Genomic DNA, 12,826 nt, shown 5'->3' with positions numbered 1-12,826 from the left:
CGTTTGTGCCGCCCGGTGGCGGGCACCCCCAACAACAACGACAACGCAAGGAGACAACTGATGGTGGACGCGGTGGTGGCGGTACAGTGGCTGGAAAAGCTGCAGAACACACTGGAACCCTATCCCGGCGCCTACCTGGCGTTGATGATCTCGGCGCTGCTGATCGCTGCGGGCTTGGCCAACTGGGTTACCAAGCGCATCCTGGTGCGTGGCCTGCGGCGCCTGCTGCAGCGCCTGCCAGGTGCCGAGTCCGGGCGCGGCAGCCATCTGATGCGGGTCATCTCGCGCCTGTCCAACGTGGTGCCCAGCCAGGTGATCGCCTCGGGCATCACCCTCATTCCCGACCTGCCACCCGGCCTGGTCAACGTCATCATCAAGCTGTGCATCGTATGGGCCGTGCTGACGGTGTCGATGGCGTTCTCGCATGCGCTGGACGCGGCCAACAGCCTGTACGAACGCAAGCCCGATGCGCGCAACAAGCCGATCAAGGGCTACCTGCAGGTGGTCAAGATCGTGGTGTTCGTGGCCGCCGGCCTGTCCATCATCGCCACGCTGCTGGGGGTGAAACTGGGGCCGTTGGTGACCGGCCTGGGGGCGGCCACGGCGGTGCTGATGCTGATTTTCCAGGACACCATCCTGTCGCTGGTGGCCAGCGTGCAGATCAGTGGCGATGGCCGTGTGCGCATCGGCGACTGGATCGAAATGCCCAGCCAGAACGCCGACGGTGACGTCATCGATATCGCGCTGCACACCGTCACCGTGCAGAACTTCGATAAGACCATCACCACCATTCCGACCAAGAAGCTGGTGACCGAGTCGTTCAAGAACTGGCGCGGCATGCAGGAGGCCGGTGGCCGCCGCATCAAGCGCGCGCTGTACCTGGACCAGCACAGCGTCGGCTTCCTGGACGAAGGCGACTTGGCCTTCCTCGGCCAGTTCGCGCTGCTGCGTGATTACCTGCAGGAGAAGGAGCAGGAGCTTGGCCAGTGGAACGGGCGCCTGCGCGAGCAGGGCGTGGCCGAGGTCAACAGCCGCCGGGTGACCAACCTGGGTACCTTCCGGGCCTATGTGGAGCGTTACCTGCGCAGCCACCCGGGCATCCATACCGACATGACCCTGCTGGTACGCCAGCTGCAGCCGACCACCGAAGGCCTGCCGCTGGAGCTGTACTGCTTCACCCGCAGCACCGCCTGGGGCGAGTACGAGGCGGTGCAGTCGGACATCTTCGACCACCTGCTGGCGATCCTGCCGGCCTTCGGCCTGCGGGTATTCCAGGCCTCCAGCGACGCCATGTTGATGGCCGGGCAGCGCCAGCTGGCCGGCTCGGAGTAAGCTGCGGTGCCCCCGGCGGGGCCATACGGACCCCGCTGGTGGCTGAAACTGAATGAACAAACCCCTCGCCAAATCGCCCGGGATCGCTAGAATGCCGGGCTTGTAAACGTTTTCATCAAGGACTGCCGGTGGCCTCCGATCGCATCGAATCCCTCATTGCCCAGATGACCGTCGAGGAAAAGGTCGGCCAGCTGGGTGTCTTCGCGGACATGGTCCGCCCGTTCGCCCCGGACGTGAACCCGGAAGCCAACGTGCGCAATGCCGACCAGGTGCTGCAGCAGGTGCGCGAGGGCAAGGTCGGCTCGCTGTTCAATGGTGTGGGCGCCGAACTGGGCCGCCGGATCCAGCAGGTCGCCACCGAAGAGAGCCGCCTGGGCATCCCCGTGATCCTGGCGGCCGACGTCATCCACGGCATGCGTACCGTGTTCCCGATTCCGCTGGGCGAGGCCGCCAGCTTCGAGCCGGAGTTGGCCGAGCGCACCGCGCGCGCCACCGCCATCGAAGCGACGGCCGCTGGCCTGCACTGGACCTATGCGCCGGCCGTGGACATCGCCCGCGACCAGCGCTGGGGCCGTGGCGCCGAAGGTGCCGGTGAGGACGTGGTGCTGGGGTGTGCGTTCGCCGCCGCCCGCGTGCGTGGCTTCCAGGGCAGCGACCTGCGCGCCGCCGATTCGCTGCTGGCCACGCCGAAGCACTTCGCCGCCTACGGCGCGGTGATGGCGGGCATGGAATACAACATGGTGGACATCTCGCCGCAGACCCTGCGTGACGTGCATCTGCCGCCGTTCAAGGCCGCCTTCGATGCGGGCGCGATCACCGTGATGTCCTCGTTCAACGACATCAACGGCGTGCCGGCCAGTGCCAATGCCGAACTGCTGACCGACATCCTGCGCGGTGAGTGGAAGTTCCCGGGCGTGGTGATCTCCGACTACACCGCCGACATGGAACTGGTCGCGCACGGCTATGCCGCCGATGACCGTGATGCCACTGCCAAGGCGTTCACCGCCGGCCTGGACCTGAGCATGCAGAGCGGCTTCTACGCCGAACACCTGCCGGGCCTGGTCGAGAGCGGCGAAGTGCCAATGGCGGTGCTGGATGAAGGCGTGCGCCGCATCCTGTGGCTGAAGGAAACCATCGGCCTGTTCGACGACCCGTACCGTTCGCTGGACCCGGCGCGCGAAGCGGATACCTCGCACATTGCCGCACATGACGCACTGTCGCGCGATGCCGCGCGCCGTTCGATCGTGCTGCTGAACAACCGTGACAACGTACTGCCGCTGCAGAAGACCGGGCAGAAGATCGCGCTGATCGGCCCGTTCGTGCAGGACCGCGAGAACATTGAAGGCTGCTGGACGCTGTTCGGCGACAAGCAGCGTTACGTGGATCTGGAAACCGGCGTGCGCGCCGCCATCGGCGATGAAGCGCTGCTGGAGATCGTGCCGGGCTGCGAACTGGAAACTGCCATTCCGGGCGGCACCGAAGCCGCCGTGGCGGCCGCGCTGCGCGCCGACGTGGTGGTGCTGGCGCTGGGCGAACCGCAGCGCTACAGCGGTGAAGCGCAGTCGCGCGTGGAGATCACCCTGCCGCCGGCACAGCAGGCACTGGCCGAGGCGGTGGCGATGACCGGCAAGCCGCTGGTGGTGCTGCTGCGCAACGGCCGCGCGCTGGCACTGCAGGGCGCGGTGCGCAACGCGCACGCGGTGGCGGTCACCTGGTACCTGGGCACGCAGACCGGCCATGCCGTGGCTGATGTGCTGTTCGGCGACTACAGCCCGTCCGGCCGCCTGCCGGTCAGCTTCCCGCAGGTGTCCGGCCAGCAGCCGTACTTCTACAACCACCCGCGCACCGGCCGCCCGGAACTGCCGACCATGTCGGAGTTCAAGGCTCGCTGGCGCGAGATCCCGAATGAGCCGCTGTACCCGTTCGGCCACGGCATCGGTTACACCACCTTCGCCTACGGCGTGCCGCAGCTGAGTGCGGCGCAGCTCGGCTGGGACGACACCCTGACCATCACCACCACGCTGACCAACAGCGGCGACATGGCCGGCGAGGAAGTGGTGCAGCTGTACATCCACGACCGCGTGGCCAGCCGCGTGCGTCCGGTGCGTGAACTGAAGGACTTCCGCAAGGTGGCACTGCAGCCGGGCGAGTCGGCCGAAGTGGTATTCACCCTGACCCGCGAGCAGCTGGCGTTCACCGGCCGCGACGGCGTGCTGCGTGCCGAGCCGGGCCAGTTCGACCTGTGGGTCTGCGCCTCGTCGGCAGCAGGCGAAGCCGTGCAGTTCGAGCTGCTGAAGGCCTGATCGAAGAAAAAGGGGACGGAGGGGATTAAGTCGTTTGTGCCACTAACGACTTAATCCCCTCCGTCCCCTTTTTGTTGTCCTCACCGCGGCGGCGCTACCATCGGTGTTCTTGAACCGATGGATGTCCGCGCATGCGCACGATCGCTGTGTTGATTCCCGCCCTGTTGCTGGCGGCCTGTTCGCAGCCGGCACCGCCGGCCGAGCCTGCGGTGGACGCACCGCCGCCGATGGAGGCCAGTGCTGCGGCAACGCCTGCGGCACCTGCCGCTGAATCCGCTGCTTCGGCACCGACCGCGCCCGCAGCGGAAGCGACTACCGAAGACGCACGTGCGCGTATCGAGACCCTGCTCGGTGATGCCGCGCAGTACGAGAAGGTGTTCAACGCGTTCAAGACCGCGGTGGTCGGCGGTGATCGCGCTGCGGTGGTGGAGGAAGTGCGCTTCCCGCTGAATATCGCTAACGGAAGGAAGATCACCGGCCCCGGTGAGTTCCAGCGCAACTACGAGAAGATCATCACCCCGGCGGTGGTCAAGGCGGTGTCCGAACAGGACTTCGGCAAGGTCTTCGTCAACCAGCAGGGCGTGATGATCGGCGATGGCCAGGTGTGGTTGAACGGGCAGTGCCTGGACCAGGCCTGCACGAAGACCGAGGTGAAGGTCATCACCATCCAATGAACGCAGACGGCCCCGCGTGCGGGGCCGTTGCGGGAAAACGTGCCGGCCAGCGGCCGGCACTACCATCCTGTCAGGTTTTCGGGGTGAGCTTCAGCAGGCGCGCCTTGTTGCCATCTTCCAGCAGCCACAGGGCGCCATCCGGGCCCTGTTCCACTTCGCGGATGCGCTCGCCCATGTTGAAGCGTTCGGCTTCGCGCGCGCTGTCACCATCGAAGGCCACGCGCACCAGCGAGGTGGAGGACAGGCCACCGATGAAGCCGCTGCCCTTCCACTGCGGGAACAGGGTGCCGCTGTAGATCACGAAGCCGGCCGGCGAGATGACTGGCGTCCAGGTCACCTTCGGGGCGGCGAACTCCGGGCGGGTATCGTGGTCGGGAATCGGGCGGCCGTCGTAGTGGTTGCCGTTGGAGACGATCGGGTAGCCATAGTTGGCGCCGCGCACGATCAGGTTCAGCTCGTCGCCGCCGGCCGGGCCCATCTCGTGGGCCCACAGCTTGCCGTTGGCATCGAAGGCCATGCCGAGGATGTTGCGGTGGCCCAGTGACCACACCTGCGCGGCCACGCCGCCCTGCGAGGCGAACGGGTTGTCGGCGGGCAGGCTGCCATCATCGTTGAGGCGGATGATCTTGCCGAGGTTGCCGCCCATGTCCTGTGCCGGATCGAACTTCTGGCGCTCGCTGGAGCTGATCCACAGCTTGCCGTCCGGGCCGAAAGCAAGGCGATGGCCGTAGTGACCTTCACCACTCACCTTCGGGCTCTGTCGCCAGATCACCTTCAGGTCCTTCAGTTGGCCGGCACCGTTGGCATCCAGCGCCAGCGTGGCACGGGCCACGGCAGCGCCGCGGGTGTCCAGCGTGCCTTCCTCGGCATAGCTGAGATAGACCACGTGGTTGCTCGCGAATTGCGGGTGCAGGATCACGTCACCGAAGCCGCCCTGGCCGCCGTAAGCGACCTTCGGAACGCCGGTGATCTCGTGTTTCTGGCCACTGGCCAGGTCCAGGTGCTGCAGCTTTCCGCGCTTTTCGGTGACCAGCAGGCTGCCATCGGGCAGGAAGGTCATTGCCCACGGCTGGTCGAAACGACTGATTTCGGATGCGGTGAACGGTCGCTGGTCGGCAGTGGTGGAGGCTGCGGACGCTGCGGTCTGGGCCCCGTTGGCGGCCGGGTCGGCGGCATTGCAGGCGGAGGTGGCAAGGATCGGCACCAGGCCGAGGGCAAGCAGCAGGGGCGTGCGGGTCATGGGTATCTCCAGTGCGGGGATGCGGATGGCCGGGCTGTCCCTTGTATACCACTGGCGTCGTGAGCGTCGTGGCCCGAAGGTCCTGCGACCCCTGTGCGAGCGCGGCGGGATCGTCTAGGGTGGGCACGCCCGGGCAAAGCGTGCCCGTCTGCCTGCCAAGGATCTGCAATGAACACTGCCATGCCCCACAAGCCCTCCACCGCCTTCATCGCCGCCTCATGGGTGGCCCTGCTGCTGGGTGCGGCGGCCTACCTGATCGGTCTGTTCAACGCCACGATGGCGCTCAACGAAAAGGGCTACTACCTGACCCTGCTGCTGTTCGGCCTGTTCGCGGCGGTGTCGCTGCAGAAGAGCGTGCGTGACCGTGTCGAGGGAATCCCGGTGAGTGGCCTGTATTACGCGCTGTGCTGGTTCGCATTGCTGTCTGCGCTGTTGTTGCTGCTGGTTGGCCTGTGGAACGCCACCCTGGTGCTGAGCGAGAAGGGCTTCTACGGCATGGCCTTCGCGCTGTCGCTGTTCGGTGCGGTGGCGGTGCAGAAGAACACCCGCGACCTGATCGCCGCCGGTGGCGGTGAGAGCAAGCGCAGCACGGCCGTGCCGCCGCTGCCGGAACAGGAGTGATGCAGCAACGGTAGCGCCGGGCCATGCCCGGCGTTGCCGCATATCGGATCCGTCAGGGGCCGCGTGCCAGGCGCGGTTCCACCTGCCGCGCTTCCTCCCAGCCACGGCGAACGGCACTGCGTGCCTGCGCCCACTCCAGCCGGCTCTTGCCTCGTTCACTGGCCCAGCGTGATTCCAGCTCGCGTTCCACTTCCTCGTAGGCGCGGATCACGTCCTGCGCACGTGCGGCGTGGCCGATGCGGTAGGCCGGCTCGTAGTCCTCGAAGAACAGCTGGTCGTCGTAGTACGGCTCGGCCGTGTAGCGTTCGCGCCAGTAGTTACTGACCGCATCGCGCGGTGTGCTGTCGTCCGGTACGCGGCCGGGAATCTGGTACTCGGTCATGGAAGGCTCCGTTGTGGACGAAGCCTGATCATGCCTGCGTGGCGGTTAACGGCCCGGTCCGGCAGCGTGATCACCAGATCAATCCGCCGGGCATGGCCCGGCGCTATCGGTCATCCGGCGTCGGCATCTTTTCGCGGCAGTTTGTAGATCACTGCACCAATGGCGAACGCCACCAGCGCGGCGGCGATGTTCTGCCAGCTGGCACTGGCGAACAGCGCAACGCACAGCAGCAGCGCCAGCACCGGAATAAGCGGGCCGCCCGGCAGCTTCAATGCACCGGGGCGGTCGGCATAGCGCTTGGCCAGTACCAGCACTGCCGCGGCGGTACCGATGTAGGCGAACAGGCGCGTGGTCATCGACAGCAGCGCCAGCTGCACGAACGAACCCGACAGGGCCAGGCCGAGTGCGATCAGACCCTGGCACAGGATCGACGCGGCCGGCGTGTAAAAGCGCGGATGCACCTGGGCCAGGATCTTCGGGCCGTAGCCATCGCGGGCCAGCGCGAACAGGAAGCGCGGGCCCATCATCATCGTGTTGCTGTTGGTGCCGAGGATGGAGATGGTCGCGCCGATGGTCAGGATCAGCGCCAGTGCCTCGCCACCGAAGCCGGCGGCGGCATCGGCCAGCGGCGTGGCCGAGCTGGCCAGGCCGGCCAGCGTGCCCTGCGCCACCACCTGCACCGCGCCGTAGATGACGGTGACGGTGATGATCATGGTGATCAGGGCGAATGGAATATCGCGGCGCGGATTACGGTACTCGCCGGCGGCCGCCGGAATGTTCTCGAAGCCGGCGTAGGCGTACAGCAGCAGCAAGGCGGCTTCGCCCATGCGCTGCAGGTCATGCGGGTCCGGGCGCTGGCCGGAGAAGGCCAGTTGCGGATCGATGTAGAACGCACCGATGGCCACGAACAGCAGCAGCGGCAGCATCTTGCCGATCACCAGCACCACGCCGGTGCGCGCGGCCGAGCGCACGCCGATGATGTTGACGCCGGTGAGGAAGCCCAGCGACACCACGATCACCGCGATGCGGCCCATGCCGGCGCCGGCCCACGGCCAGAAGCGCGCGACCGCATCGGCCAGTGCATTGCTCAATGCGGCCGCCGAGCTGATGCGGGTCAACCAGATCATCCAGCCGATCTCGAACCCGGCGAATCGCCCGAACGCCTCACGGGCATACAGGTAGCTGCCACCGGGTTCATCGAAGTAGCTGGCGGCCTGCGCGTAGCACAGCACCAGCAGGGCAACGACGATGCCGGCGGCGACCACGCCCCACAGGCTGAAGGGGCCGAGCAGGGCGACGGTGGCGGCCGGCAGCAGGTAGATGCCGCTGCCGATCACATCGTTGATCGACAGGCCGACGATCTGCCAGCGGCTGACCGCGCGCTGCAGCTGCGGTTCGTCCTGCGCGCTCAACGGGCGTCTCCGCTCAGTGCGGGCAGCTGCCACTGTGCCTGCAGGCGCTTGTACTCGGCGCGCGGCAGCAGCACGAAGCGCGGCATATCCTGCGGGCGCAACCAGTCCAGCAGCGCCTGCATGCGTGGCTGCGGCATGGCGGTGCAGCCAGCCGTGGCCTCACCGGGCGCGCGCCACAGATGGGCGAAGATGCAGCTGCCCTTGCCGGGCTGGTTGTCCGGGTTATGGGCAATCACGAAGCCTTCCTGGTAGCGCACGTCGCCCTGGTTGTGAAGGTCCAGCCGCATCGGCTCGGTGGAGCCCTTGACCGCGGCGCTGCCGACCTTCTTTTCATCCACGATGCGGTTGTAGAACGGAGAGCCGGACACATCCATGCAGTAGCTGCTTTCAAGCATGGGCTGGTAGGCCATCGCGGTGCCGGGGCGGGTGATGGCATAGCCGAAGGCGCTGCCGAGCGCGAACACGCCGGCCGGGCTGCGGCCATCGCCTTCCTGCTTCTGCGGGCCGTCGGCCTGTGCCGGATGCAGGCCCAGGCCCCAGGCGCTGCCGGTACGGCCGAGCGCCACCGGGAACGCCTGTCCATGCGCGTGCCAGCCCTTGCCATCGCGCACATAGGCCTGCAGCTGGCCCTCGGTGCTGTCCCAGCCATCGCTGGTGACCACGATCAGCTGGCGCGCACCATCCAGCGGCGCCGCGTATACGGACACCGCTGCAGCAAGCAGCAGCGCAGCGGTAGCGAGGCGGACCAGCGATTTCATCAACGTGCGCTCCGGTCAGGAATCCAGCAGGTGGTCGATCCGCTCCAGGTTCACCGCGAGCTGCTGCTGGCGATCCGGATTGGCGTGGCAGAGCAGCACGAACAGGAAATCGAGCAGCGCGTGCATGGCGCTACGGTACAGCAGCTGCGCGACCTGCGGCGTGCGGTCGTGCGCACACACCACCAGTGTTGCATCAGCATGCGCGCGCAGCGGGTTGGCGGTGTGGCGGGTGATGGAAATCACCTTGCCACCCATGTCCTGGAACTGGCGCGACAGCTGCGAAAGCTGGGGCAGGTTGCCGAACTCGGAGAACACCAGCAGCGCATCGCCGGGGCGCGCGGCCGACAGGTTGGCCAGCATCAGGATCGGGTCGGTATGCGGCACCACCAGCAGGCCGAGCAGCGACAATCGCATGGCGAACTCACGCGCGTACAGGCCGTCGTCACCCAGGCCGTACACGAACAGCTTCGGCGCGCCGTCGATCAGCTGCACGATGCGCTCGATTTCCCCGCGTGGATTGGCCTGGCGGGTTTCCTCCTCGGCCTGTGCCTTGCTGCGGCGCAGGGCCTCGCCGAGGCGCAGGTAGTCGTCACCGCTGTCCGGTTCGCTGGGCGCCTGTTGTGGATCGGCACCGGCGCGAGCCACATCCTGGCCGATCGAGTACTTCAGGTCCGGGTAGCCCTTGAAGCCGAGCTTCTGGCTGAACTTCACCACGCTGGACTGGCTGATGCCCAGCGCGCTGGCCAGCTGTTGGGACGAGTAGTCGCGCAGCAGGTGTGCGTTGTCGAGAATGAAGTCGGCGATGCGACGCTCGATGGCCGACATCTGCCCGCGCTCGGAACGGATCTTCAGCAGGGGCGGCATGCGGGGAGTCCGGGCATGTGTAGGCGCATTGCGGTTGGTCGCGTAGAGCGTGTCATGGAGTGGGTCGGGCGGGTGGGGTTTGCAGGGGACGCCGTGAATCCGTCCATGGAGGCTTGGCCGCGCTTGCTCGTTTGCGCTGTCCTGCGCAAACGGCAAGACCGGGGTTGGGCGTCCTGCCCAACCCGCCCGAGGCATGCCTCGGGCCCATGGCGCGGACACCCCTGCAAACCCCACCCGCCCGACCTCGGACACATCGCGCGCGTGCCAGCCGCGAAGGGGTTACGGGGTAGGGCAGAAGCAAGAGAAGGTGCATCCACGCGTGGCATGGATTTACTGGGTGCAGCTGTTGCTTTGGACGTTGAGTCCGCCTTGTAGCGAGCCGAGCACCGCAGGTCCTGCGAGGGCGAAGAGGCGCGGGTGTCTGAGCGCAGCGAGTTCCGCGCCGTCCCTTGACGGACCGAGGAGCGCAGGGCACCGACGTGCGCAGCACGTCGGCTCGCGGCTGGCGGAGCGTTTCTTTTGGTTACTTTTCTTTCCGCAGAAAGAAAAGTAACGCCCGACCAGGCATCAGATAAGCACGGCCCTTGTAGAGTCGAGCCATGCTCGACTGCGCGGGTCACCCCAGCATCTCCAGCCCGCGCACTTCGGTGATGCCCAGCCCCGGCACGTCGCTGATGCTGATCTCCGATTCGTTGAAGTGCACGCCGCCACTGACCGGGTCGAACTGGCCCAGCGAGGGGCCGTCGAGGTCGACCTTGGTGATCACATCGCTCTTGGCCACCGCGAGGTGCACGGCCGCAGCCACGCTGATGCTGGATTCGATCATGCAGCCGATCATGCACGGCACGCCGTAGATGCCGGCGATGTCGGCAATGCGGATCGCGTTGGACAGGCCGCCGGTCTTCATCAGCTTGATGTTGATGATGTCGGCCGCGCGCTGCTGGATCAGGTCCATCACCTGGCTCGGGCTGAACACGCTTTCGTCGGCCATCACCGGCGTGTTGACGCGGTCGGTCACGTACTTCAGGCCACTGATGTCGGCGGCCTTCACCGGCTGCTCCAGCAGCTCGAGCACCACGCCCGCTTCCTCCAGCGTGCGCATGGCATGCACCGCCTGCTTGGCCGTCCAGCCCTGGTTGGCGTCCAGCCGAAGCAGGGCGCGGCCTTCCACGGCGGCGTGGATCGCCTTGACCCGTTCGATGTCCAGACCGATGTCCTTGCCGACCTTGATTTTCAGCGACTCGAAGCCGCGCTCGATCGCCGACAGCGAATCGGCCACCATCTTGTCGATGTAGTCCACGCTGATGGTGATGTCGGTGGTGATCACCGGGTCGCCGCCACCCAGCATCTGGTACAGCGGCGCGCCATGCAGCTGTGCCCACAGGTCGTACAGCGCGATCTCCACCGCCGCCTTGGCGCTGGTGTTGCGCTCCATCGCGGTCTGCACCAGACCGCACAGGCGATTGAGGTTGGCCACGTCCTGGCCGATCAGGCGCGGCGCGATGAAGTGACGGATCGCCTCGATGATCGAGCCGTGGGTATCACCGGTGATCACCGCGGTGGCCGGCGCTTCGCCGTAGCCGGTGTGGCCGGTGTCGGTGCGGATCAGCACCACTACGTCTTCCACGGTTTCCACCGTGCGCAGGGCGGTCTTGAACGGTGTTTTCAGCGGCACGCGCAGCATGCCCAGTTCGATGGCAGTGATCTTCATTCAGGGGGTCTTGGCACGCAGGCGTTGGATGTTGGTGATGCGGTCGATGTAGCGGACGCTGTCGCTGGCCATCATCGGCTCAAGCGGGGTGACCGAAACACCATTGAGGTGGGCCTGCACACGCTTGCCGTCAGCACCGAACCAGCTGCCGCCCGCCGTATCGTGGATCACCCAGGTGCGGCCGTCGACGTGGCCGATGGCCATCATCACGTGGCCGGGGATGTAGACCAGGTCACCCACCTGCAGGTCGGTGACGGCGCGGTCGCGCACGGCCTTGCCGTCCTTGCCGGTGAATGGCACGCGGTCCAGCGCCGGGCTGACCGCCTGCGCGCTGGTATTGCGCGGCAGCAGCACGCCGAAGCTGCGGTAGATCTCGGAAACGAAACCGCTGCAGTCGCGGGTGTCGTAGTCGTGGCCCCAACCGTAGCGCTCGCCGAGGAACTTGAAGGCCTGCTGCAGCAGCAGGCGTGGGGTCAGCGGCAGATAGTCGGCGGCGGTGTCCTGCGAGCGCGGCAACAGCGCTGGTACCAGCTTCAATCGACCATCGGCCTCGCGTACCGGCAGCTGCACCACCCACGACGCATGTGCCTGCTGGCCGTTCACCGGCTCTGACGCCGGCCAGTCGGCCAGCACCGGCAAGCGCACGCCCATGTCCAGCTGCAGGCGCGAGACGCGCGGTTCTTCCGGGGTGTAGGCGGTCTGTGCGGTGGCGCCGGTGACGATCCGGTACGGTCCCTTCGCGCCGTAGCCGAGCACGGTGGCTTTGTCGCCGCTGGCGATGGCATCGGCCTCGATCCATGCGCTGTAGCGCTCGCTGTGCACGAACAGCCAGCGGCCGTCGGCGCTACGATGGACCACGGCGACCTTGTCGCCGGGGAACAGCGCCGATTCCTGGAAGCGATCGATGTCGATGTCACCGACGCTGCTGAAGACGCGCTCGCGGGTGGGGAAGGTGCGCAGTGCAGCGCGCTTCACCACCAGCCCGTATTGCGGTGTCGTCTGCGCGGGAATGGACTGTAGGCCCAGATTGGCTTCGGTCGCGCTGCGCAGTGCCGGCGCAACGGCCTGGCCCTTGTCGTTGTACAGAGTGCGGGTGGGCCAGCTCGACAGCGAGGTGATGCTGGCGCGCACCGCCGCCGCATCAAGCTGCTCGGGCAGTGCGGCGATGTCCTGGATGTGGCTGTCCTGTGACCGCATCCGTGCGTTCTGTGCCTCGATCTGGCTGCGGTCCAGGATCGGCACGTCTGCGTTGTCCAGGCGCGCGGTCCAGTACTGCGGGGTGAGGTAGGCCTCGTGCAGGCCGATCACATAGGGCAGCGGCGCGCCCGGGTCGGGCGGCGGGGCCGCCTGTGCAAAGGCCGGTGCGGCCAGCAGGCACAGGGCCAGGGTCAAGCGGCGTGGCCAATGCCGATGCCGTTCGCGGGAAGCCAGGATCATGCGCTGCACACCCTCCTCGAATGCCTGTTGGAATATTTATTCCTTTTGGCATCGAAAGCAAGAATAAATTATTGACCGGCATCCCGGCCCGT

11 protein-coding genes are annotated in these 12,826 nt (G+C 66.8%); 4 read left to right on the top strand and 7 right to left on the bottom strand.

Annotation, left to right across the window (positions count from 1 at the left end):
- Positions 1–60: 60 nt before the first annotated feature.
- From ACMZ91_RS16325 to ACMZ91_RS16315, 3 genes are all read left to right on the top strand, one after another.
- Complete coding sequence (locus ACMZ91_RS16325) at positions 61–1,332, top strand: mechanosensitive ion channel family protein (protein ID WP_049461899.1); 1,272 nt, start codon at positions 61–63, stop codon at positions 1,330–1,332.
- Positions 1,333–1,460: 128 nt separating this feature from the next.
- Positions 1,461–3,635 carry a glycoside hydrolase family 3 N-terminal domain-containing protein gene (locus ACMZ91_RS16320; RefSeq protein WP_049461898.1) on the top strand — a complete coding sequence of 725 codons (2,175 nt, stop codon included), beginning with the start codon at positions 1,461–1,463 and terminating at the stop codon, positions 3,633–3,635.
- Positions 3,636–3,766: 131 nt separating this feature from the next.
- Entirely contained in the window at positions 3,767–4,309 is a 543-nt protein-coding gene (locus ACMZ91_RS16315; protein ID WP_049461897.1) for a hypothetical protein, read from the top strand.
- Positions 4,310–4,379: 70 nt separating this feature from the next.
- Here ACMZ91_RS16315 and ACMZ91_RS16310 read toward each other — a convergent pair whose 3' ends face one another.
- Positions 4,380–5,549: a PQQ-dependent sugar dehydrogenase gene (locus ACMZ91_RS16310; protein WP_049461896.1), complete on the bottom strand. Its 1,170-nt coding sequence runs from the start codon at positions 5,547–5,549 to the stop codon at positions 4,380–4,382.
- A gap of 168 nt (positions 5,550–5,717) precedes the next feature.
- Between ACMZ91_RS16310 and yiaA the strand changes: the two genes are divergently transcribed.
- Complete coding sequence (gene yiaA, locus ACMZ91_RS16305) at positions 5,718–6,170, top strand: inner membrane protein YiaA (RefSeq protein ID WP_049461895.1); 453 nt, start codon at positions 5,718–5,720, stop codon at positions 6,168–6,170.
- Between the two features lie 52 nt (positions 6,171–6,222).
- On the opposite strand, the gene ACMZ91_RS16300 is transcribed toward yiaA, so the two are convergent.
- From ACMZ91_RS16300 to ACMZ91_RS16275, 6 genes are all read right to left on the bottom strand, one after another.
- The gene (locus ACMZ91_RS16300) at positions 6,223–6,552 is read right to left on the bottom strand and encodes a hypothetical protein (RefSeq protein WP_049461894.1); all 330 of its coding nucleotides are present in this window, start codon (positions 6,550–6,552) and stop codon (positions 6,223–6,225) included.
- A 110-nt stretch (positions 6,553–6,662) separates the two neighbouring features.
- Positions 6,663–7,964: an APC family permease gene (locus ACMZ91_RS16295; protein ID WP_049461893.1), complete on the bottom strand. Its 1,302-nt coding sequence runs from the start codon at positions 7,962–7,964 to the stop codon at positions 6,663–6,665.
- A complete protein-coding gene (locus tag ACMZ91_RS16290; protein ID WP_049461892.1) occupies positions 7,961–8,722 on the bottom strand; it encodes a L,D-transpeptidase family protein in 762 nt (253 codons plus the stop codon). The genes ACMZ91_RS16295 and ACMZ91_RS16290 overlap by 4 nt, the downstream gene beginning before the upstream one ends.
- A 15-nt stretch (positions 8,723–8,737) precedes the next feature.
- Positions 8,738–9,586: a MurR/RpiR family transcriptional regulator gene (locus tag ACMZ91_RS16285; RefSeq protein ID WP_049461891.1), complete on the bottom strand. Its 849-nt coding sequence runs from the start codon at positions 9,584–9,586 to the stop codon at positions 8,738–8,740.
- A 616-nt stretch (positions 9,587–10,202) separates the two neighbouring features.
- Positions 10,203–11,297 carry a dipeptide epimerase gene (locus ACMZ91_RS16280; RefSeq protein ID WP_032130035.1) on the bottom strand — a complete coding sequence of 365 codons (1,095 nt, stop codon included), beginning with the start codon at positions 11,295–11,297 and terminating at the stop codon, positions 10,203–10,205.
- The gene (locus ACMZ91_RS16275; RefSeq protein ID WP_049421210.1) at positions 11,298–12,734 is read right to left on the bottom strand and encodes a C40 family peptidase; all 1,437 of its coding nucleotides are present in this window, start codon (positions 12,732–12,734) and stop codon (positions 11,298–11,300) included.
- Positions 12,735–12,826 lie beyond the last annotated feature (92 nt).

This window comes from Stenotrophomonas sp. FR024 (assembly GCF_047500745.2).
Lineage (GTDB): Bacteria > Pseudomonadota > Gammaproteobacteria > Xanthomonadales > Xanthomonadaceae > Stenotrophomonas > Stenotrophomonas maltophilia_A.
Note: the sequence above shows the minus strand (reverse complement) of the source record. Positions and strands in the feature narration are given on the sequence as shown.

Coding starts and splice junctions, on each gene's coding strand:
- ACMZ91_RS16325 (WP_049461899.1), top strand. CDS start 61: ATGGTGGACGCGGTGGTGGCGGTACAGTGGCTGGAAAAGCTGCAGAAC.
- ACMZ91_RS16315 (WP_049461897.1), top strand. CDS start 3,767: ATGCGCACGATCGCTGTGTTGATTCCCGCCCTGTTGCTGGCGGCCTGT.
- ACMZ91_RS16310 (WP_049461896.1), bottom strand. CDS start 5,549: ATGACCCGCACGCCCCTGCTGCTTGCCCTCGGCCTGGTGCCGATCCTT.
- yiaA (WP_049461895.1), top strand. CDS start 5,718: ATGAACACTGCCATGCCCCACAAGCCCTCCACCGCCTTCATCGCCGCC.
- ACMZ91_RS16300 (WP_049461894.1), bottom strand. CDS start 6,552: ATGACCGAGTACCAGATTCCCGGCCGCGTACCGGACGACAGCACACCG.
- ACMZ91_RS16290 (WP_049461892.1), bottom strand. CDS start 8,722: ATGAAATCGCTGGTCCGCCTCGCTACCGCTGCGCTGCTGCTTGCTGCA.
- ACMZ91_RS16285 (WP_049461891.1), bottom strand. CDS start 9,586: ATGCCGCCCCTGCTGAAGATCCGTTCCGAGCGCGGGCAGATGTCGGCC.
- ACMZ91_RS16280 (WP_032130035.1), bottom strand. CDS start 11,297: ATGAAGATCACTGCCATCGAACTGGGCATGCTGCGCGTGCCGCTGAAA.
- ACMZ91_RS16275 (WP_049421210.1), bottom strand. CDS start 12,734: ATGATCCTGGCTTCCCGCGAACGGCATCGGCATTGGCCACGCCGCTTG.